Here is a 21,548-nt window from a genome sequence, read left to right as displayed (position 1 = left end):
CGTCAAGGCTGGACTTGGCTGGCACGCGGCGGCGTTCATCCAACCGATCGCGTTCATCGAGCGTTCATCCAACAGATATGAGGTGATCATGACAGCCGACATCATCGGCCATTGCTGGCACTGTGGTACAGAGCTGACGCGCGCCGACTATGGGCGCGAGAATCACTGCTTGAGCTGCGGCAAGGCGACGCGCGCGTGCCGCAATTGTCGTCTCTATCAGCGCGGGCGTCCCAATGATTGCCTCGAGCCGCTGGCCGAGTCGATCGCCGATAAGGTCCGCGCCAACTTCTGCGAGCATTTCGATCCCGCACCGAGACCCTCAGCGTCCCCTATCTCGAGCAATACGCAGGATGAAGACCACCTACGTCAAGCCGCCGAATCCTTGTTCAAGTAGCCACTGGCGTCCCCGGTTGGTCAGTCGATACTGCTGTAGCCGGCTCTTGGGCTTGTCGGGAATCGTCATCTCGATCAAGCCGGCGGTTAGCGCCGGCTGCAGGTAGCGCTCGCGAAAGGATTTGCGATCTTGTCGTCCGAGCGCAGCCTGCAACCCTTCTCGGCTCATCTCGCCCTGGATGACCTGTAGCAGCTTGCCGACTTGGGGGGTTACTTGGGGGGTGACTTGAGGGGTCGCGCCCGTCATCGCCGCCAAGATCATCCGCAGCATGAAGACGATGAACGGCGCCGAATCGGTTTGCTCGGTGCTCTCTTGCAGTGCCTGGTAATACTCGCCCTGATGCTCGAAGACCAGGCTCTCCACCGGCAGATCAGCAAACAGCGGATTCCAGCGCGTCAGGATCAGGCTCTGCCAAAGACTTCCCATGCGCCCGTTGCCGTCGGCGAAGGGATGGATGAACTCGAATTCGTAGTGAAACACAGCACCGGCAATGAGGGGATGAGCATCGGTCGCGGCCAACCAACGCAACAGCTCGGCTGTCAGCTCAGGTACCCGAGCCGCTGGGGGTGCCAGATGGATCACTTCATTGCCTGCCATGACGCCAACGCCCCCGCGCCGGTAGACGCCCGCCTCATCGATCAGCCCTGCCATCAAGACGCGATGCGCGTCGAGCAAGTCCGCTTCTACCGCAGGTCGCCAGGAAGGGAAGCGCTCATAGGCCGCCAGCGCGTTGCGCACCTCGAGGATCTCGCGCGGCGGGGCGATGACCCGCTGACCATTGAGGATGGCGGTGATCTGCGCTTCACTCAGCGTATTGCCTTCGATGGCCAGCGAACCTTGGATGCTGCGGATACGGTTGATCCGCCGCAGTCGCAGCGCGATGGCCTGATCCATCGGCGCACTGAGCCGCCCAAGGGTCTCACTGATCTCAGCGACCAGGTTTAACATCTCCGAGGTGATGCGATATGGCGGCTCAGCGCTGGTCTTGCCTGTCATTCATGCACCGCCTTCCGGGTAGCGATAGAGGCCGCGAAACACCCACCTGAGCAGTCCCTCCCGCTCGGCACGCATAACAACCGCCCGAAACCGCCCCGAAGCTGTGCTCAGGAAGAGTCGCCCGCAAGTCAGCCAATGAGAACAAGGTCTGGCCTTCGCTGGCGAGACGCGCGAGCACGCGAGCGATGTGCACACTAACCCACTCAGCCTGAGTCGCGCTGATGGATGCGAATCCGCCCGGGCTCAATGATCCAAAGTTCGCGGTTGAGCGGACGTTGCTCAAGCGCGGCAATCAACTCGCGCACGCGGTTCAGTAGAGCTTCCGGCCCGGCGCGTTTCGGCAACTCCAGAACGACAAGTCCAGCAGATTGCTCGGGTGGATAGCGCAGTGTTTGGGCAAAGTCGTGGTCCAGCGTGATCAGCGCCCGCCCCTCGTCCGCGCAAATATGGAAGAGCTCGTCGTCCGGCGCACCGCTCAGGGCCTGCTCCAGCACGGTCGACACATCATGGCCCGCCTCGGTCAGCAAACGCTGACCGCGCGTCCCGATGTTCTCGTCGAGCTTGAGCTTCACGCCGCGGGCTTGTTCTCGATGCGGGTTTGGATCGGGATGATCCGCTCGCGGGCAATTTCGGCGCCGTAGGCGATGGCGGCGAGCAGATCCTCTCGGGTCAGCTGAGGATAGTCCTCAAGGATCTCGCGCTCAGTCATCCCCGCCGCCATCCAGTCCAGGACCAGGGACACCCAGATGCGGGTGCCCGCGATGCAAGGTTTGCCAAAGCAGACCTGCGGATCAATGCTGATGCGCTGCAAGAGTGGGGACATCGAGACCTCGTGTCGGATAGGGCGAAAAGTCTGTACCGAACAATCGATACCGTAGAGTCTATGGCCATTCCCGAAGAATAGACCGGCCAGCCGCTGAGGTTGCGTCAAAAGGCCTTTATTCAGCATCTATTCAGCATCTATTGTCTCTCAGCACGCATCCAGGATGGCAGCAACCAGAGCCCGGTCGAGATCAAGCGCCTCGGCGATCTGCATCGGGTCGAGTCCCAGCGCGTGCAGCTTGGTGATGGCGGCGATGCGGGTGGCGTCGCGCTCCGCTTCGGCCTGCTGTCTGGCCTGTTCTTCTTGCAGCCTGGCCTGTTCTTCCTGCTGCCACTGCGGATAGACGAAGGCCTGGTAGAGGGGGTCGTGCCGCAGCGCCTCCAACGGCGTGCGCCCGAGCATGTCGCGACTGTGGAATTGGAAGCCGGGCAAGGTCCGGGAGCGGACGATGCCGTCAGCGCCGAGTATTGACTCGAAGCCGCCATCGCTGCCCCGCGACAGAAAGGTCAGTCGCTCGGGATTGTGATGAACGATGTAGTACTCGCGCACGCCAGCTTGCGCATAGTCGCGACGCTTCTCCACCTCATCGCGCTCGCGCGCGGCGCGGTTGCTGTCGGACAGGGCCTCGATGCAGAGGTCGAAGACACCGCGATAGGAGCGGTCGAGGTCGCCTAAGGGGACCGGGTTGTCGTTGCGCACAACGGCAAGGTCCGGTTTGCGAATGACGACGCGATCGGACAGCGCCAGGCGAAAGCCATGCTCAAGCGCCGTGCACTTGGCGATCGGATGCCACTTGAGGAACTCGTCGAGCAGCGCGCGGAGCCAGTTGTAGATCCAGTAGGTCAGGTTGTCCGACACTGGCTTCTCCTCTAAGCGGCCGTTGTTCCATTCGTAGTGCACATCCGGAAATTCGTAGTAATAGGCCCAGTACTCGGCTTCGGAGACCCGGCGCCCGTCAGCGTTCATCAGCTCGTCCTCGGTGGGCCGAAGATCGTCAGTGGTGGCTAAGGCCTTGGCGGTAGCAGGCATGTCGGCACCCCTTGGGTGTGGAGCGAGCGGTTGACGACGATTGACTCATCAAGCCGTTGTCGTCGTAGAGAAACGCTAGAGCGAGGATGTGCTCGCGTCAAGCCGCGATACAGGTTCAGCGATCCCAAGTGCCCGCTGGTCCGAGCGCACCGGAGCCAGCGCGACCCTCTATCCCGATTGCACAGATGCGGGCGGTTGCGTCGGCAGGCTGGATGCGCGCCCAAACCACTGCTGCAACCGCCCATGCGCGCTCTCATGCATCGACAACAAGGACGGAATGACCAGCAGGACCAGCAAGGTTGCGAAGCCGAGCCCAAATGCGAGCGAGGTCGCCATCGGGATCAAGAACTGCGCCTGATAGGAGGTCTCGAACAGCAGGGGTGTGAGACCGGCGATGGTGGTCAGCGAGGTCAGCAGCACCGCGCGCAGGCGCTGGCAGGCGGCCTCGATCAACGCCTCCTGGATCGACAGCCCCTCGCCGCGCAACTGCTTGTAGAAGCTGACCAGGATGATCGAGTCGTTGACGACGATGCCGGACAGACCAAACATCCCGAACAACGACAGGATGGTGAGATCGATGCCCATCGCCCAGTGCCCGAGGATGGCCCCGGTGAGACCGAACGGGATCACCGCCATCACCACCAGCGGCCAGCCATAGGACGAGAACACCCAGGCCAGGATCAGATAGATCAGGATCAGACCGAGTATCAGCCCCTTGCGCATATCCGTCAGGGTGTCGCGCTGGTCGGCCGAGCGACCTTCAAAGGAGTAATTGACGCCGAAATCGCTCTGTAGTTGGGTTAGGGTGCCCTCTTCAAGGCCAGAGGTGACCTCACCGGCGGTGGTCACATTGGTATCGACATCGGCGGTCACCTCGACCGCAAGCTTGCCATCCGCATGGCGCAAGACCTCGAAGCCCTGCCGCGAGCGCCATTGCGCCACTGCGGTCAGCGGCACTGAGTCGCCATCGGGCGTGCGCACATTGAGCCGATAGAGGCTGGCCAAGGTGCCGCGCTCGGCCGCCGGCAGCGTGACCCGCACCTCGACCTCATCCGCGCCATCCTGGAAGATCTGCACCAGTTGGCCATCGAAGGCGGTTCGCAGCTGGCGGCCGAGATCAGCGACAGTCAGCCCCAAGGCCTCGCCGACCGGCGTCAGCGCATAGATGAGCTGCTCGCGTCCATAGGCCATGTCGTCATCGACCTCGAGCACACCATCGATTCCAGCAATCGTCTCCGAGAGCGCCAAGGCCGCCGACTTCAGCTCATCCGCCGAGGCCCCGGTCAGGCGGATGGTGAGATCCCGCCCGGGCGGGCCGACCCGCCGTGCCGTGATGTTCAATGACTCCAGACCAGCCGGCATCTTGATGCGCTCGCGCCAGGCACGGATCAGCTGGTTATTGCGCACGTTGCGCAAGTCCGGCTCGACCAGCTCGATCTGCAGCGAGCCGAGCTGATCCGCAGTGGCGCCGCCACCGGGTCCACTGCCGCTCTTGGAGCCGTGATAGGCCAACACGACGTTGATCAACTCTCCTTGCTCAAGCTCCTTCTCGGTTTGGTACAGCGTCTCCTCCAAGTGGAGCAGGAACTGATCGACGCGGGCGCGCGGCGTGCCGGCGGCAAAGGACGCATTGGCGTTGATGATCTGCGACTCCGGCGTCGGGAAGAAGACGAAGCCGAGCCGACCGCCCGCCAACAAACCAATCGCCAGCATCAGCATCGCCATCGCCGCGGCCACGGTCGCGAAGCGGTTGCGCACAGCCAGGATGACGAGCGGCCGGAAGGCACGATCGCGGAACCACTCGAAGCCGCGGTCCAGCCGGGCGCGGATCGAGTTCGGCTTGATCTTGTGCGTATGCACGAAGGCGTTGCGCAGGTGGCCCGGCAGCACCAGGAAGCTCTCGACCAGCGAGGCCAGGATCACGCAGATGATGACGATCGGAATCGCACCAAGGATGTTACCAATGCGGCCACCAACGATGATCAGCGGCAGGAAAGCGGCGATGGTGGTCAGCGATGAGGCGATGACCGGTGCCAGCATCCGCCGCGCCCCACCCTCGGCGGCAAGCAACGGGTCTTCGCCCTTCTGATAGTGGGCCATCGCGTCCTCGCCGACGACGATGGCATCGTCGACGATGATGCCAAGCGCCATGATCAGCGCGAACAGGCTGATCATATTGATGCTGCCGCCGATCAGGTAGAGGATGAACAGCGTCGCGGCAAAGGAGACCGGAATCCCCCAGGCGACCCAGAACGCGACCCGCCCGGTCAGGAACAGATAGAGGATCGCGACCACCAACAGCAGGCCACCGAGACCGTTGCTCACCAGCAGCCAGATGCGGTCGCGCACAAGTTCCCAGGAGGAGTCATAGACGGTGATCTCAACCCCTGGCGGCAGCGTTGGTCGGGTGTCATCGAGCCATTCCCGGAAGGCACGCGCGGCCTCCAGGGTGTCACCGCGATCGCTACGCTGCAGCACGATCTCGACCGCCGGCTCGCCATCGACCGACACCAACACCGAGCGGTCTTGGGCAACGCGCTCGATCTTGGCGACATCGCCCAGCTCGACGCGCAGCTGCTGGTCGGCCCGGATCGGGATCTGCTCAAAGCCGAGCGCCTCGCGCCGCTTATCCAGACTGCGCAGCTCCCGCGAGCCTTCATCGAGCCCGATCGAGCCAGCTGGCAGATCCAGACTGAAGTCGCCCACCCTGCGGCCAATCTCCTGTAGACCGACGCCGAGCTGCTCGAGCTGGTCGCTGTCGACCTGGATGCGGATCTCTTCCTCAGGCAGACCTTTGATCTCGACCTGATCGAGCCCACGCTCGAGCAGCTCGGTCTCGAAGCGACGCGCCAGCTTGCGCATCTCGCCAGGGTCCTGAAGCCCGGTGACCAGCAGCCGCGCGACCTGCTCGTAGCGACTCGCAAGCGCCACCTGGGGCTTCTCGGCGTCCTGCGGGAAGTTGCGGAACTCATCCACCGCGCGCCGCACCTCGTCTAGCGCCAGCAGCGGATCAACCCCTTCCTTGAACTCGAGCGTGATCGATGCGATGCCCTGACTTGAGGTCGAGGTCATCTTGTCGAGGTCATCGACCGTGCGCAGCCGCTGTTCGAGCGGATTGGTGATACCGTCTTCGATATCCTCAGCGCTGGCGCCAGACCAGACCACGCGCACGCTGACGATATCGAGCTCGAAGGTTGGAAAGAACTGCACGTTGAGCCGATCCAGCGCGAAGGCGCCGGTCAGCAGCATGATCACCATCAGCAGGTTCGCCGCGACCTTATGATGGGCAAAGATGCCGATGATATCGGTGCGATGTCGGCTGGCGCTGTCCGAGCTGTTGGTGTCCGGGCTGGTGCCGCTCTCCGGGCGTTTGGTGTCTGGGCTGTTGGTATCCAGGTTTGCGGTATCCATGCGTAGTGGTCGTTAGTTGGGGCTGTCGGGAGCGCCCGACGTGGCTTCAGCGACATCTGGCTCCGGACTCGGTCCCGGCGCCGGTGTCGGTGTCGGTGTCGGCTCACGACTGCTGCCCGCCGGCTCAGCGCCGACGATCGCCACGCGCAGCCCCTCGATCGCATTCGGCATGTGCGTCGTCACCAGTGCATCGCCGGCAGCCAGCTGATCGGACCTAACCAACAGCCGCTCTTCGCCGGCCGCGCTGATGCGGGTACCGAGACTCTCGACGTCGATGCCGCGCATGCGGCCATCCTCGACCAGATAGATGCGACCGCCGCCATAGACGGCCCGAAACGGCACCTCGACCACCGCCTCGCGCATCGGGCGCTCGAGCGAGACGGTCAGCAGCTGCCCTAAACGCAACAGGGTCGGATCGCCATCCAGCTTGAACAGCGCATCAACGCCGCTCGGATCGGCCTCTCCGGCCAAGCGATCGAAGCGCAGTTGCAAGGACTCGCCACCAATCGTGGCGCTCGCCGACAGCGACAGATCCTGCTTCACGGCCTCAATCATCTCGTCCTGATAAGGCGCCGGGATGCGCGCCCGAATCTCGAGACTCTCGGTGGCGTAGAGGCGCACCAAGGCCTCTCCCTTTGTCACCTGGTCGCCCTCGGTCACCTCGACGCCGGTCACGATGCCGTCGTAGGGGGCTTTCAGGGTGGCACGCTCAAACTCAAGCCGCAGCTCCGCCAGCCGCGCCTTAGCGCTAGCCAGGCGCGCCTCGAGACCGCGCAAGCGGCTCGGATGATCGGCGATGCTCATCTCGCGATTGGTCACCGTCAGCTGTTGTTGCGCCTCGGTGCGCTTGGCATCGTCCAGCGCCTGCTCGGCGCCGACCTGTTGCGTCTTCAGGCGCTGCTGACGCTCAACCGCGTCCTGCGCGAGCTTGAGCAGTCGCTGCTCTTGCTCCAGTGCCAACCGATCGGTCTCGAAGCGGTTCTTCTCGCTAGCGATCTGCGCCTCCAGATCAGCGATCTCGGCCTCGACCTGGGCAATGCGCGGCTCGAAGTCACGCTCGTCCAGGCGCAGCAGCACGTCGCCTTCAGCGACAACGTCGCCGTCTTGGACCAGCACCTCGGTCACCCAGGCCGAGGCCGGCGCGGTGGCGCGGAGCAGATCCGGGGTCTCGACCCGACCGTAGAGCTCAAGCTGCGGCGCCGCGGTTAAGAGCTCGACCGGCTCCACGGCGACGCGCCAGACACGCTCTTGGACCGATGGCGAGGCCTTCTCTGGCTTGGTGGCAACCAGCAATCGAAAGGCGCCAAAGCCGATAGCAAGGATAAGAACGGGAAGGATAACTTTTAGAAGACGGCTCACTCAGGATGCTCTGTACAGACGAAAGGCGGCGCAACCATCAGCAATCCGCCGGGCGGCGCTCGCTCCGGGCGGCCGCTTGTCACCGGGAGACGCTGGAGAATCTTTGCTTACCTAGTGTCGTGGCGCATACCCAGGATGACAACGACGAAGCTCAGTGAAACCCCGATCATGGCGTCTTCGCGACGACATCACTGCCTCGTCGAGGCCTCCGCTGGGTTCAACCGCCAGCGCTTTGACAGCGATCCCGCGGCAGAATTCAGGCCTGCGCCAAGCGGGACGCCAAGTCGCCCAGCAGATGAAACGGGGCCGGCAGCCCAGGCGAGCGACTCGGACGCTCAACCAGCACGTTGTGCCAGCAGCAGCGCACGAACTGGGGCCGGATGGCCTTCGATGGTCAGGCTTGGGTCATTGGGATCGAGAAAGTCCGCCAGGGACTGGAAGCGCATCCAAGGCGTTGCGCGCTGCTCTTGAATGGTGGTGCGGGACAGATCCACCAACTGCAGATCCTGATAGCCCGCAGCCCTGATCCAATCGCCGAGGGTCGCGACGCTTGGAATCGCATGCACATTGCGCATGCGCGCATAGCGCCCAGCCGGTATTAGAGGATCGGCGTTTGCAGGTCCGCAGACTGGTGGCCTGCTCTCGCGGACTCGTTGATCGGCGTCCTGATCGAGCAGAGGCTCGCACGCAGAAGGCTCGCAGACGATCGATTCGCCGCTAGGACGATCGACCACGAGCGTCTCAAGGACGAGCTCGCCACGCGGTCGAAGACAATCCCGCAACCGAGCCAGATGTTGGATCGGATCGCGGCGATGATAGAGCACCCCCATCGAGAACAGGGTATCGAACTGACCGCCGGCGGCGCAGAGGCTCGGCAAATCATCATCGGCCAGCGGGAACACGGCCAGGCGTTCGGCGCCGATCAGCTGTTCGAGCGCCAAGAATTGCAGGACGAAACGCAAGGTGGGGTCGATCCCGAGCACTAAGTCGGCGCCAGCGCCGAGCGCACGCATGCCGTAATAGCCATTGCCGCAGCCGACATCGAGCACCCGCCGCCCCGGCAGTGGCGCGATGGCATCGGCCAGACGCGCCCATTTCCAGTCCGAGCGCCACTCGGCGTCGATCTCGATCCCGTGCAGACAGCACGGGCCCTTGCGCCAGGGGTGCAGCTGTTCGAGAACCTGGCGCAGCTGAACGCTCACCGCGGGCGACAGGGGTTGCTCGGCAGCAACCCCGACACAGGGCTGATCGAGCACCCGGCTGGATTCGCAAGGGTCGGGCAGGCACAGGGCCGAGAGGCGCTCTAGGGCCTCGACCCAGTCGCCGAGGTCACCATGTCGGGCAGGCTGCAGCCGCTCCAAGGTCAGCCGACGCAAGGGATTCACCCAGTCCGCCAGCGCTGACGCGCGCAGCACATCGAGGAACGGCTCGAATCGCTGCAGCAAGACGCGCTCGACTGAGCCCAACCCTTCTAGTCGGTGAGGTTTACCTCCGCTCACGGCCATCAACGCGCAATCCAGCCAACGAAGTTGAGACACTGAAAGAACGGCTCGATACGCTCGAAGCCAGCCTCACGCAGCCGGGCATCGTGCTCCGCCACGGTATTCGGAATCAGCACTTGCTCCAGCGCGGAGCGCTTGCGTGCGATCTCGAGCTGGCTGTAGCCCTGCGCGGCCTTGAAGTCGGCATGCAATCGAGCAAGCAGCCCATCGTCGTCGGCGACCGCCACCTTCTCAGCCAGGATCAGCGCCCCGCCAGGGCGCAGACCGGCGTGGATGCGACGCAGCAGCGGCAAGCGTTGTGCGGGCTCGATGAACTGGAGCGTCAGATTCATCACCACCAAGCTCGCATCAACGATCCTGACGTCGAGCAGATCCGCACAGATCGGCTGCAGCCGGCGCTGCTGGATCTCCGTCTCGAGCCGCAGGCGCAACTCGTCGATCATCGCCGGCGCCCGGTCGATGGCATAGACCCGGATGGACTCGGCGTCTGTGCCCTCGGGTAGGCGCGCGAGGAGGCTGGCGCTGGTGGCGCCAAGCGAGCAGCCGAGGTCGTAGATGCAGGCGCCTGGCTGAGCCAGGTGGGCACCGATCAGCCCGATCAGGCGCACCAGCTCGCCCCAGCCGGGAACCGAACGCGCGATCATGTCAGAGAACACGCTAGCCACGCGCTCGTCGAAGACAAAATCGCCGCGCGGCGCATCAGCGCCGGCGTACACTTGATCACAGCGGAGATGAGGCATCATTCGCACGCATCACTTACACGCATCACTTACACGCATCACTTACACGCATCGCTCACAAGCATCATTCACAACTCAATCGTCAAAGGCGCAGAATTCAACCGTCATCAGCGCGGATGTGACCGCCAAAGCAGCGACAAACAGACGGCCACAACAGCGCGCTGTTAGGATATCGAGACGCCAAAAATAGACCAGCACACACCGGGGAGCCAAAGATGACCGATACCAGCGCACAACCGATCGTAGAAGACGACGAGGCCGATATCGAGTCCGTCGACACCGATGCGCCAGTCGTCAACCCGGAGCCCGATCTCGACGACCCCGCACTTTACCTCAACCGCGAGCTGACTTGGCTTGCGTTCAACCGACGCGTGCTGCACGAGGCGGATGATCCGCGCACACCGCTGCTCGAGCGGGTGAAGTTCCTGGCCATCGTCAGCAACAATCTCGATGAGTTCTTCATGAAGCGCATCGGCGGCCTGAAGCAGCAGATTGCCGCTGGCGTGCACAGCCAAACCGTCGACGGCCGCACCCCCACGCAACAGCTCGACGAATGCCGCGCCGAGATCGCCGCGATCCAGGCCGATCAGGAGCGCATCTATGGCGAGGTGATGGCGGCGCTCGGGGAGCAGGATATCCGGCTGGTGGAGATGCATTCGCTCACGAGCGAGGTCCGCGAACGCCTGCGCGGACATTTCCGCACCAACATCTTCCCGATGATCACGCCGCTGGCGATGGACCCCGCGCATCCGTTTCCGTTCATCTCCAATCTGGCGCTCAATCTGCTGGTGCGGCTGCGCTTCCCGGGCGGCAGCGATACCTATATGGCGCGCATCAAGGTTCCGGTGAGCAAGGATGTCTCAAAACGGCTGATCCAGGTCGACGGACTCAATAATACCTTCGTCACCCTCGACGACCTCATCGTCCACAACCTCGACATGCTCTTCCCGGGCATGGAGATCGTCAGCTGCGAGCTGTTCCGGGTCACGCGCAACGCCATCGTCGAGCCGGAGGAGGAAGCCGCCTCAGACCTGCTCGAGATGATCGAGACCGAACTGCGCGAGCGCCACTTCGCGCCCATCGTCCGGCTCGAGGTCCAGGCCGGCATGGACCCCGTGCATCGCGGCATGCTCGCCGCCGAGCTGGGCCTGAATGAGTCCGATGACGTCTATGAGGTCGGCGGGCTCATGGGCCGTCGCGACCTGTTCGAGCTGGCCAGCCTGGATATCCCCGAGCTGCACGACAAGCCGCATCGCTCCGGCGATCATCCGGTGCTCGGCAACGATCGGCGCAACATCTTCCATATCATCCGCGAGAACGGCCCACTGCTGCTGCAGCATCCCTACGAATCCTTTTCGACCACCGTCGAGCGTTTTCTGACCACCGCCGCCAAGGACCCGAAGGTGTTGGCGATCAAGATGACCCTGTACCGGACCTCGGGTGGGGCCATCCTGGATGCGCTGATCAAGGCCGCGCGCAACGGCAAGCAGGTCGCGGTGATGGTCGAGCTCAAGGCACGCTTCGATGAGGCCGCCAACATCGGCTGGGCGCGCCGACTCGAGGGCGAAGGCATCCATGTCACCTATGGCGTGCTCGGCCTGAAGACCCACTGCAAGCTGATCTTCGTGGTGCGGCGCGACTACTCGCAGCTCCGTCGCTACTACCACATCGGCACTGGCAACTATCACGGCGGCACCGCCAAGCTGTATACCGACCTCGGCATGTTTGGCTGCGACGAAGACATCGGCCAAGACCTGACCGAGCTTTTTAATTACCTCACCGGCTATTCCCCACCGCCGAGCTATCGCAAGATCCTGGCCGCGCCCTACACGCTCAAGCGCGGCATCCTGGAGAAGATCGACCGCGAGATTGCGGTCCACGAGCGCGAGCGTGGCGGCGGTCTGATCCAGATGAAAATGAACGCCCTCGAAGACCCGGACATCGCCCGCGCCCTCTACAAGGCGAGCCGGGCCGGGGTCAAGGTCGACCTGATCGTGCGTGACACCTGTCGCTTCCGACCGGGGATACCAGGACTCAGCGAGAACGCACGGGTGGTCAGTATCGTCGGGCGCTTCCTCGAACATGCCCGCATTCTCTACTTCCGCAACGGCGGTGAGGAGGAGTATTTCATCGGCTCCGCGGACATGATGCGACGCAACCTCGAGAGTCGCGTCGAGGTCCATGCACCCGTCGAAGACCCCGAGCTCCGCCAGGAGCTGCGTCTAATCCTTGATGTGCAGTTTGCCGATCAGCGCTCGGCCTGGGACATGCAGCCAGACGGCAGCTATGTGCAGCGCCAGTCTGAAGACGAACATGCCAAGGGGGCTCAGGATACCTTGATGGGCGTGGCCGAAAAGCGCCTCTCAGCAGCGGCCAAGCATAAGGAGAAGAACCTACGCTCGCGGCTCCTGAGCCATTTCGAGCATCGGCTGGCGACGACCTCTTAGTCGATGAGGGGCTAAATCCCCTCGAGCGCGGGAAACCTACATGGCCTGGGATGCGCCGGTAAAAGACGAAGTGGCCGGCAGCAAGGCTAAGGAGGAGGCGATCCTGCGCGGGGCTAATCCGCTTGATGTGTTCAATGCGGGGCGCCCGGCGCGGTATCGCGTGGGGGGAAGTGGCGTTGCCGACATTACGATCCGAAGAACTTGCTGCTATTACCGGGACCGGGGATTTGTCGCTCGTTGATCTCGGCCCGGCTCATAACCGAGCGCGTGATGAGGTTGTGCGCAAGGGGCTCGATACGAACAGGGAGCATGGCATCGCCGTGTTCAATGACGGGTCTACTGTCTCGTTTGGCGGCGAGCACAGGGACCGGCTTGCAGTCCCCAGGTTCGACGCGATAGAAGGATCGGTCACAGTCCACCATAATCATTCGTTTGGAGACAGCCTGAGCCGGGCCGATCTCTTTATGCTGTTTGAGCGTGCTGAGCTTGGGCGCGTTGATGCGCATGGCCACGCAGGTTTGTGGGCAAGCGCGCAACGCACAGGCGGCGCACTCGCTCGCATGAGCGCGTTTGCGGTGATTGAGGACGCGGTATCTCGCGCAAGACGCTTGATTCAGCACGCGCTTGAGCGTGGTCAGATTGACCTAAGCGCGACACGGGCAGGGCTTTATCAGATTGTAGCTGCGCAGCTTCTGGAGCAAGATGACATGATCCGCTACGCTTTAAATAGCAACTCTGTTCTCACGTTAGCGAGAAACATTATCAAATGGGGGCAATGATGGCCTACGATCCCGAGCTTGTTGTTTATGAAGAACCTGGCAGCCTGGATGTCGATGACTGGGAGAGGTTTTGTCAGCAAATGCGCGAAGAAGCGCGACGCTACCCAGAGAGCCAACATGTTCGCCTAACGTTGCAATCAGCCGAACGCGCGCTTAAACAGTGCCGCGCGATGCGGGCACGGCTTGACGCACAGGCCGCGTGATGCCGATACCACCCGCGCCTGACGCTCATGGTGCGGCGTCACCCGGACAATGAATCGCATGAGATTCACGTTAACACATCACCCTGACCCGGCGGGCAAACCAGCTTATAGCCCGGCACGTGGTTTTCATCGAGCACGGTCTCGAGCCACTGATAACGCAAGGTCTCGCTGGCGGCGAGTGTGTCTTTGATGCTCTGCTCCATGTTAAGCAGCCTTTCGTATTGGGCCTCGATGCCGCCTTGCTTGAAATCATAGGCAAACTCGCCGTAGTAGATCAGCAGCTCGATGCCGGTGCGCCGAAGCATGCCCTCGGGCCTAATCCCCGCGAGCGCGGGGGAACCAAGGAAGCCAAGCTGATTCACGATTTTCCAGGGGACCTAACCAGCAATCGTCTCCATCCGCCCGGCGAGCGCGAAATCCAGCTCGGTGATGCCGCCGGCGTCATGGGTGGTGAGATCGACGCGGACCGTCTTGTAGACGTTCAGCCACTCCGGATGATGGTCCATCGACTCGGCTGCGAGCGCAGCCCGGACCATGAACCCGAAGGCTTCGCTGAAGTCGCGGAACTGGAAGCTCTTGTGGAGCTTGCCATCTTTGACCGTCCATGGCGCGCTGGCCGAGGCATTCAGCGATTGCAAGGAGCTTGCAATCGCAGCGTCGTCGAGCTTAGTTCGATGCATGGTCTCAGGCGGCGACCTTGTCCTTTTCTTCGAGCTTACGGATCAGCGGGTAGAGGTGCTCGGTCTCGCGTTGGATGCGATCAAGCACCAACGCGAACATCTGCTCGGTCTCGTTCAAGAACTCGCTGTAATCCCGGATCTGTAGCCGGCGATGCGGCTCCGAGCACCAGTCCTTCAGATACTTGTTGAAGATCCGCTTGATCTCGGTGGAACCTGACAGGAAGCGGTTCGCCGTGTTTTTGACTGATTGATCAGGGTACGAGATCAAGCGACCACAGAGCTCGCGATCAACCAGCTCGATGTGCTCGCGCACCTTGCCGGTGTACTCGAAGAAGACATCGCAAGCCGTCTCGGTATCACACATCTCCCGACTCTGGATCAGGTAGAGAAAAACGTTCGAGAGCTCAGTGATCTTATGATTTTGCGCGTGGAGTTGGGAAAAAGCGGTCATTTTGCAGTTATCCTCCTAAAGCGATAGGTTCCCCAATGGGGGCAATGAGTAGCTTGGCTGTTTTTTACTGATTACAACTAGCACAGCGACCTCAAAGGCACAAGAAAGCGGCCATCATGCAGACATCCATGCCAAGCTGTCTCCGGGCCTCGCCAGCAGCGGCGACGCGTTCGAGCGCGAAGAACCACGATCAAGACTCGATCATGGTGTCCAGCCGACCGCCAGGAAGCACCATCGGCAGCACATCTTCTGTTTTGTCAACCCAGACGTCCACCAGGACCGGCCCGGGTAACGCCAATGCCTGATCAAGCACGGCGCGCAGGTCTTGTGGATCTTTGACCCGTAGGGTCTCGAGCCGCTGATAGACGTACTTGAGCCCGAGCAGATTCGGCAACTGGCGCCGGCAGGTTTGATCGATCTTGGTGCAGTGCGGATCACAGTCCTCGCGACGCGCCAGGCAGGTCTCGTAATGGTGGCCCGCATCCATCATGTCTTCCCACTGGCGCACCATGCCGAGGAAGCTGTTGTTGAGCACAAACATCTTCAGCGGAATGGCATTCGCGACCACAGTCGCCAGCTCCTGGATATTCATCTGGAAACTGCCGTCACCGTCAATCAGCACAACCGGCAAATCCGGAGCCGCGTACCAGGCACCGATCGCCGCTGGCAGCCCGAAGCCCATGGTGCCGAGACCACCGGAGCTGATCCACTGCCGCGGACGCTGGAAGCGATAATACTGGGCCGACCACATCTGATGCTGGCCAACACCGGTCACCAGCGTGGCATTACCCGCGGTCAGCTCGGAGAGCGTATCGACCACCGCTTGTGGCTTGATGTAATCGCCGCTGCCAAAAGGTAACGGCAACTGCTGCCGCCAGTCGACCACCTGTGCCAGCCAATGCGGATGCCGAGCATGGCGGGTGCTGGCGAGTGCATGATCAAGGAAAACGCTCAAGGAGGCGATCAGGTGTAGATCGGTCTTGATGACCTTGTCGATCTCGGACGGATCGATATCGACATGCGCGATGCGCTTGCCAAGCGCGAAATCCTTGACCGCAACCCGATCATCGAAGCGTCCGCCCAGGGTGAGGATCAGGTCGGCGTCGCGCAGCGCATAGTTGGCCGGCACGCTGCCATGCATCCCCGGCATGCCGAGGTAATACGGCGCATCAAAGGGCACCGCGCCCAAGGCGTTGAAGGTGGTGGTGACCGGCACCTCAAAGCGCTCGGCGAAACGACAGAGGGCTGCCGCAGCACCGGCGTGGATGATGCCGCCACCGGCCTTGATCACCGGTCGCTCGGCGCTGCAGAGCGCATCCAAGATGGCGTCGGCGCGCTCAGTCTCGAAGGGCACCTCTGGCCGGTGCCGACGCCGCGCCGGGCGCGCCTTCATGCACTGAGTCAATTGCACGTCTTTACAGATGTCGACCACGACCGGTCCGGGCCGACCTTGCTGGGCCAACGCAAAGGCCTCACGCAGCACCCATTCGAGATCGCCGACGTCACGCACCAGATAGTTGTGCTTGGAGATCGGCCGGGTAAAGCCAACCGTATCGACCTCCTGGAAGGCATCGCTACCAATCGCATGACTCGGCACCTGGCCGGTGATGAACACCGTCGGCACCGAATCCTTGTACGCATCGGCAATCGGCGTCGCCAGGTTGGTTGAGCCGGGCCCAGAGGTGGCGAGTGCAACACCAACGCGACCGCTGGCGCGGGCATAACCTTCAGCGGCATGCCCAGCACCGCCCTCTTGCCGACAGAGCACAAAACGCGGCACGGGCTCGCCCCGGCGCATGCGCTTGTTCAGCTCAACATGCAATGGGATCACTGCGCCGCCGGTATGCCCAAAGATGACATCGACACCGAGATCCCGGAGGACATCGAAGAGCAAGGCGGCGCCAGTTGGATGCAGGCGGACGGGAGTGTTCATCGGGAACGGATCGATCAAAGAGCAGACCGTTAATGATAACCGCGCAAGCGCTTTTGGTGTTGATCCGGGCCAAGCAAAACAATCACTCAGCTCACCGCCTCAACCGCTTCGCGCGCGATTTGCAGCTCCTCATTGGTCGGGATCACCAAGACCTGGATGGGACTCTCCGCGTGCGAAACAGCCCGCTCCTGCTGAGAAGCGGCTGTATTCGCCGCCGCATCGATGCGGATGCCGAGAGTCTCGAGCCCCGCGCAAGCCCGTGCGCGGAGCTCTGCTGAGTTCTCGCCGATACCGCCGGTGAAGACCAAGGCATCGGTGCGACCAAGCTCCGCGAGATAGGCGCCGATGTATTTCTTCAGCCGATGTGCGGTGACGCCGAGCGCAAGCTCGGCGGCCTCGTCGCCGGCCTCAGCCCGGCGCTGTATCTCGCGCAGATCATTGTCACCACAGAGGCCGAGTAGACCGCTTTGGCGGTTCAGTAGTCCTTCCAGCGTATCGTTGTCGAGCCCCAGATGCTTGCTCAGGTAGAAGGGCACGGCCGGATCGATATCACCGCTGCGGGTGCCCATCACCAGCCCCTCGAGCGGGGTCATGCCCATCGAGGTATCGACGCTGCTGCCCTCACGGATGGCGGTGGCGCTAGCGCCGTTGCCAAGATGCAGCGTGATCAGATTGCAGTGCTCGAACGGCTTGCCCAGCAGCTGCGCCGCGCGCCGGCCGACGTAATGATGCGAGGTGCCATGAAAGCCGTAGCGCCGAACCCCGTGCTCGCGATAGAGAAAGTCTGGAATCGCATAGCGATAAGCGGTGCGCGGCATGGTCTGGTGAAAAGCGGTATCGAAGACGGCGACCTGCGGAATCGTTGGGAACAGCTTGCGCGCCACCAAGATGCCGTCGAGGTTGGCTGGATTGTGCAGCGGCGCCAGTGGAATGACTTGGCGGATCACCTCGATGATGTCGTCATCGACCAGCGTCGGGGCATGGAAGGCCTCGCCGCCGTGCACCACCCGATGGCCAACCGCTAGCAACTCAGCGGTATCGGCGAGCGCCCCAGTCTGCGCCAAGGCCTCGGCAATGCGCTGCAGCCCCTGCTGATGATCGGGTATTGCGGCACAGTCCTCGAGGCTCTGCTGAGTCCCTTCCGCATCCGCCCAACGGCAGCGCATCAGGGCCTCGGGCTCACCGATCCGAGTCACCGAGCCCGAGGCAAGCACCGTCCAGTCATCGTTTCGGAACAGCTGAAACTTGATCGACGAGCTGCCCGAGTTCAGCACCAAAACCTTCATGATGTCTCCTCGAGTGTCTGCGCCTGGATCGCGGTGATGGCGACCGTGTTGACGATATCAGTGACGCTACAGCCGCGGCTGAGATCATTGACCGGCTTGTTCAGCCCCTGCAGGACCGGCCCGATCGCGACAGCGCCAGAGCTGCGCTGCACCGCCTTGTAGGTATTGTTGCCGGTATTGAGGTCCGGGAAAATAAACACCGTGGCCTGTCCAGCGACCTCGCTATCGGGCATCTTCGAGCGGGCAACACTGGCATCGACCGCGGCATCGTACTGGATGGGCCCCTCGAGCTTGAGATCAGGGCGCCGTTTGCGCGCAATCGCAACCGCCTCACGCACCTTCTCAACATCAGCGCCCTTGCCAGAGGAGCCGGTCGAATACGACAGCATCGCAATCCGAGGCTCGACCCCAAATGCGGCAGCAGTGCCGGCTGAAGTAATCGCGATATCGGCGAGCTGCTCAGCGTCTGGATTCGGGTTCACGGCGCAGTCGCCGTAGACCAACACGCGGTCCGGCATGCACATGAAAAAGACACTCGAGACCAGCTTGGTGTCCGGCTTGGTGCGGATGGTCTCAAAGGATGGGCGAATGGTGTGCTGGGTGGTATGCAAGGCGCCCGAGACCATACCATCGGCATCGCCGGTGTAGACCATCAAGGTGCCAAAGTAGCTGACGTCCTCGAGCGCATCGAAGGCGATCTGCTCCGAGATGCCCTTGTGCGCCCGCAGCTCATGGTAGACAGCCGCATATTCAGAGCGCTTTGGCGAGTTGATGGGATCAATGATCTGGATACCCTCGAGCTGCAGGCCCATCTCGCCAATCCGACGCCGAATCTTCTCCGGATTCCCCAACAGGACGAGCTCGGCGACGCCGCGCAGCATCAAGATCTCAGCAGCGCGCAAGATGCGCTCGTCTTGCCCTTCGGGCAGCACGATGCGCTTGCGCTGCGACTTGGCGCGCTGGATCAGCTCGTACTCGAACATCAGCGGGGTAATCCGTGCTGACTGATGCAAGGCGATGCTTTCTTGCAGCCCTTTGATATCGACAGAACTCTCGAACACACCAAGGGCGGCGGCGATCTTCCGATCATCACCGGGCAGGATCACTGACTCGACCTTATTCACCGCCAGCGCAGTCTGGAAGGTATCGCGTTGGGTGCAGAGCACCGCCACCTTGCTGCGCCGCAGGCCAAATAGCAGACGCTGGACATTTTCGGCCGGCTTCAAGCCACCGGTGAGCAGCAGCCCCGCGACACGCGGAAAGGAGTCGGCGACATCGGCCGCCAGGCTGGCGAGGATGATGTCGCTACGATCGCCGGCGGTGATGATCAGGCAACCATCCTCGACATAATTGAGAAAGTCCGGCACCTCCATCGCCGCAACCTTGTAATTACTCACCATCTGATTGAGCGCATCGGCCTCACCGCAAAGCAGCTCCGTCTGCAGCATCTTATGGATCTCGCCGATGGTGGGCTTACTTAGGGCCTCGGTCTCGGGCAGCACATGCAGGGTTTCGGTCTGCGGCAGCACCGCGCGTGCGCGCCGTTTGACCACATCCACGAAGTCCGGATGGACGCCATTGACGACCGTCGCCAGCAAATCACCGCCGCGGTCGATCATTGACTCGTGCGCCATGTGCACAGCGTGGATTGCTTCCTCAGAGCTGCGCTGGAAGCCCTTGACCACAACCACAATGCTGCAGCCGAAGTTGTTTGCCAGATCGGCGTTGAAGTCGAATTCCAGTGAAGGCACAAGACCGTCGTAGTCGGTGCCAGCGCAGAGGATGAGGTCACACTGCTCGTCGAGCAGCATGAACTTATTCAGAATGAGCTTCAGCAACTCGTCATAGTGCCCGGCCGCCGCCAGCTCGCTGGCCATCTGCGAGGTGCAGCCATAGAGCATCTCGGGCGGAAACGGCAGATCGTAACGCTCGCGGATCAGGGAGGTCAGATTGTCCTGCTCAACCGGCCCGCTCACGATCGGCCGAAAGAAGCCAACACGCCGATTCACGGCGGAGAGCATCTCCATGAAACCAAGCACGACGACCGATTTTCCGCTGCCCGAACCGGCGCCAGCGATATAGATACTCTGCATAAAAAGGATTTCCTAAGGGCTAAGCACCAACGGTGCTCAGCCAAGTCAAGTTTCGGTAATGATGCCGCAAGGCCCAACAGAAGAGGTTACGGTGCCTTGACGGTGACCACGGAACGCACCCTGACCGCGTTTGAGACCGCGTTTGAGACCGCGTCTCAGGCAGGCTCACCGGAAGGCATCTATCAACTGTGGACAAATTCACATGCAAGATGCATGCAAACGCTTGAGGCTTAGAATGCGCGCTGCACCCGCCAGCGTTGGTAGCTAGGCTCCTGGAGGTAGGCCTTGCTGGTGATGAAGTTCAGCACGTTGCGCAGCCGATAGAAGCCAACCACCGAGTCGACGCGCAGAATCTCGCGGCCCTGCTCATCAAAAAAGATCACGGCTGGTGCGTAGAAAAGTCCCAACTCCGAGGCCCAACGGCTCGCGGTGGTGCGCTCCCCAGAGGGCGTGATCACTGGTGTCTGCGACCACATGTCGAGCTGGATGCTATCAAAGTTGGCAAAGCCCTCTGCAATGGCCTGCTCTTGTAACGACTGACCATGAAGGACGTCGCAGGGATGACAATCGCCCTGCTCAAAGAACACCGCCAGTGGGCGCTCCGCCGGCAAGCGACTCCGGTCGAGATTGTAAGGCGGCGGCTGGAAGAAGGGCGCATCGTTGAGGTCTGCCGCATCGAAGACCATCCGGTTGTCGCCGCGCGCCAGATAGTCGCGCAGCGATTCGCGCCGGTAGTGCTCGTCGGCCACGTATTCGAGCGCGGCTCGGAACTGATACGGGGGATAGTAGCCGCGTAGGCGCAAGACCTCATCGCCGCGCTCATCGTAGAAGATCAGCGTCGGCGTAAAATCGGCCTGCTCTCGCAGTGAAAAGCCGCGTTCGGTCATGCTCCGGCCACGCAAATCCGTCACCTCGGCCACGCCCCAGATATCAATGGGCGTGATATCAAAGTGACGACGCGTGTACTCAACGATGTCTGCCTCAGTGCCAAAATTCACGTCCATGAGCTGGTGGCAGTAGGGGCAGCGCTTCTGGCCAAAGTACAGGATCAGCCGCTTACCTGCCTCACGCGCCGCCTCGAGATCAGCGCGCAGGTCCAAGAACGGATCATTGAACCACTCCGGATAGCTCAGCAGCTCATCACGCGGGAGATCACTGAAATTGACGGGATCAGCATCATCGCCCGCAGCACTCACGGGCAGCGCCACACTCAGCAACAGCGCCATCAGGAGATGGACGATCGTTGGCGGGTAGATCAACCGGTAGTAGAGACTGGAACGAGGCATCAACTCTATCGGCTCCAAAGACGTGCGATGCACGACGGCAAGAAGACTTGGCATAAGTCGTTTAAGTAGCGGCACCATGCGCGTTAACGTGAATCTCACGCGATTCATTGTCCGGGGTGGCGCCGCGCCATGAGCG

At 62.1% G+C, this 21,548-nt stretch carries 19 protein-coding genes; 4 read left to right on the top strand and 15 right to left on the bottom strand.

The window, feature by feature from the left end; translation table 11 throughout:
* Nucleotides 1-88 precede the first annotated feature (88 nt).
* Entirely contained in the window at nt 89-394 is a 306-nt protein-coding gene (locus CKO42_RS00220; protein ID WP_200236353.1) for a hypothetical protein, read from the top strand.
* Here CKO42_RS00220 and CKO42_RS00215 read toward each other — a convergent pair.
* The 8 genes from CKO42_RS00215 to cmoA all read right to left on the bottom strand — a co-directional run bounded on the left by CKO42_RS00215 (nt 362) and on the right by cmoA (nt 10,254).
* Nucleotides 362-1,390 (bottom strand): Fic family protein, encoded by a 1,029-nt coding sequence (locus CKO42_RS00215; protein ID WP_200236348.1) that lies wholly within the window; start codon nt 1,388-1,390, stop codon nt 362-364. The two genes, CKO42_RS00220 and CKO42_RS00215, sit on opposite strands and share 33 nt — an antisense overlap.
* 203 nt (nt 1,391-1,593) lie before the next feature.
* Nucleotides 1,594-1,962, bottom strand: a complete 369-nt coding sequence (locus tag CKO42_RS00210) for a DUF5615 family PIN-like protein (RefSeq protein WP_200236342.1) — start codon at nt 1,960-1,962, stop codon at nt 1,594-1,596.
* Entirely contained in the window at nt 1,959-2,213 is a 255-nt protein-coding gene (locus tag CKO42_RS00205) for a DUF433 domain-containing protein (protein ID WP_200236337.1), read from the bottom strand. The genes CKO42_RS00210 and CKO42_RS00205 overlap by 4 nt, the downstream gene beginning before the upstream one ends.
* Before the next feature lie 147 nt (nt 2,214-2,360).
* Nucleotides 2,361-3,242 carry a Uma2 family endonuclease gene (locus CKO42_RS00200; RefSeq protein WP_242479014.1) on the bottom strand — a complete coding sequence of 294 codons (882 nt, stop codon included), beginning with the start codon at nt 3,240-3,242 and terminating at the stop codon, nt 2,361-2,363.
* Nucleotides 3,243-3,410: 168 nt separating this feature from the next.
* On the bottom strand, nt 3,411-6,653 hold the full coding sequence (locus CKO42_RS00195) for an efflux RND transporter permease subunit (protein WP_200236332.1): 3,243 nt from the start codon (nt 6,651-6,653) through the stop codon (nt 3,411-3,413).
* A 12-nt stretch (nt 6,654-6,665) separates the two neighbouring features.
* Nucleotides 6,666-7,946 carry an efflux RND transporter periplasmic adaptor subunit gene (locus CKO42_RS00190; protein WP_207148617.1) on the bottom strand — a complete coding sequence of 427 codons (1,281 nt, stop codon included), beginning with the start codon at nt 7,944-7,946 and terminating at the stop codon, nt 6,666-6,668.
* 401 nt (nt 7,947-8,347) lie between these two features.
* A complete protein-coding gene (cmoB, locus tag CKO42_RS00185) occupies nt 8,348-9,457 on the bottom strand; it encodes a tRNA 5-methoxyuridine(34)/uridine 5-oxyacetic acid(34) synthase CmoB (protein ID WP_242479013.1) in 1,110 nt (369 codons plus the stop codon).
* Nucleotides 9,458-9,516: 59 nt separating this feature from the next.
* Nucleotides 9,517-10,254: a carboxy-S-adenosyl-L-methionine synthase CmoA gene (gene cmoA, locus CKO42_RS00180; protein ID WP_200236321.1), complete on the bottom strand. Its 738-nt coding sequence runs from the start codon at nt 10,252-10,254 to the stop codon at nt 9,517-9,519.
* 215 nt (nt 10,255-10,469) lie between these two features.
* On the opposite strand from cmoA, the gene ppk1 reads away from it, so the two are divergent.
* The 3 genes from ppk1 (at nt 10,470) to CKO42_RS00165 (ending at nt 13,683) form a co-directional block, all read left to right on the top strand.
* Nucleotides 10,470-12,701: a polyphosphate kinase 1 gene (gene ppk1, locus CKO42_RS00175; protein WP_200236317.1), complete on the top strand. Its 2,232-nt coding sequence runs from the start codon at nt 10,470-10,472 to the stop codon at nt 12,699-12,701.
* Between the two features lie 176 nt (nt 12,702-12,877).
* Nucleotides 12,878-13,480, top strand: a complete 603-nt coding sequence (locus CKO42_RS00170; RefSeq protein WP_200236313.1) for a hypothetical protein — start codon at nt 12,878-12,880, stop codon at nt 13,478-13,480.
* Nucleotides 13,480-13,683, top strand: coding sequence for a hypothetical protein (locus CKO42_RS00165; protein WP_200236310.1), 204 nt, complete (start codon nt 13,480-13,482; stop codon nt 13,681-13,683). The genes CKO42_RS00170 and CKO42_RS00165 overlap by 1 nt, the downstream gene beginning before the upstream one ends.
* A gap of 65 nt (nt 13,684-13,748) precedes the next feature.
* Here CKO42_RS00165 and CKO42_RS00160 read toward each other — a convergent pair whose 3' ends face one another.
* The 7 genes from CKO42_RS00160 to CKO42_RS00130 form a co-directional block, all read right to left on the bottom strand.
* Nucleotides 13,749-13,988, bottom strand: a complete 240-nt coding sequence (locus CKO42_RS00160) for a hypothetical protein (protein ID WP_200236305.1) — start codon at nt 13,986-13,988, stop codon at nt 13,749-13,751.
* Nucleotides 13,989-14,060: 72 nt separating this feature from the next.
* Nucleotides 14,061-14,363: a 4a-hydroxytetrahydrobiopterin dehydratase gene (locus CKO42_RS00155; RefSeq protein WP_200236302.1), complete on the bottom strand. Its 303-nt coding sequence runs from the start codon at nt 14,361-14,363 to the stop codon at nt 14,061-14,063.
* A 4-nt stretch (nt 14,364-14,367) separates the two neighbouring features.
* Nucleotides 14,368-14,814 (bottom strand): hypothetical protein, encoded by a 447-nt coding sequence (locus tag CKO42_RS00150; RefSeq protein ID WP_200236298.1) that lies wholly within the window; start codon nt 14,812-14,814, stop codon nt 14,368-14,370.
* Between the two features lie 190 nt (nt 14,815-15,004).
* A complete protein-coding gene (gene ilvB / locus CKO42_RS00145) occupies nt 15,005-16,747 on the bottom strand; it encodes a biosynthetic-type acetolactate synthase large subunit (RefSeq protein ID WP_200236295.1) in 1,743 nt (580 codons plus the stop codon).
* An 86-nt stretch (nt 16,748-16,833) separates the two neighbouring features.
* Nucleotides 16,834-18,033, bottom strand: a complete 1,200-nt coding sequence (locus tag CKO42_RS00140; protein WP_200236291.1) for an acetate/propionate family kinase — start codon at nt 18,031-18,033, stop codon at nt 16,834-16,836.
* On the bottom strand, nt 18,030-20,126 hold the full coding sequence (pta, locus tag CKO42_RS00135; protein ID WP_200236287.1) for a phosphate acetyltransferase: 2,097 nt from the start codon (nt 20,124-20,126) through the stop codon (nt 18,030-18,032). The genes CKO42_RS00140 and pta overlap by 4 nt, the downstream gene beginning before the upstream one ends.
* Nucleotides 20,127-20,356: 230 nt before the next feature.
* Nucleotides 20,357-21,412: a thioredoxin family protein gene (locus CKO42_RS00130; RefSeq protein WP_200236283.1), complete on the bottom strand. Its 1,056-nt coding sequence runs from the start codon at nt 21,410-21,412 to the stop codon at nt 20,357-20,359.
* Nucleotides 21,413-21,548: the final 136 nt, after the last annotated feature.

It is taken from the genome of Lamprobacter modestohalophilus (assembly GCF_016583905.1).
In the GTDB taxonomy this organism is placed as follows: domain Bacteria; phylum Pseudomonadota; class Gammaproteobacteria; order Chromatiales; family Chromatiaceae; genus Lamprobacter; species Lamprobacter modestohalophilus.
The sequence above is the reverse complement of the archived record's forward strand: the minus strand, read 5'-3'. Positions and strand labels throughout refer to the sequence as shown.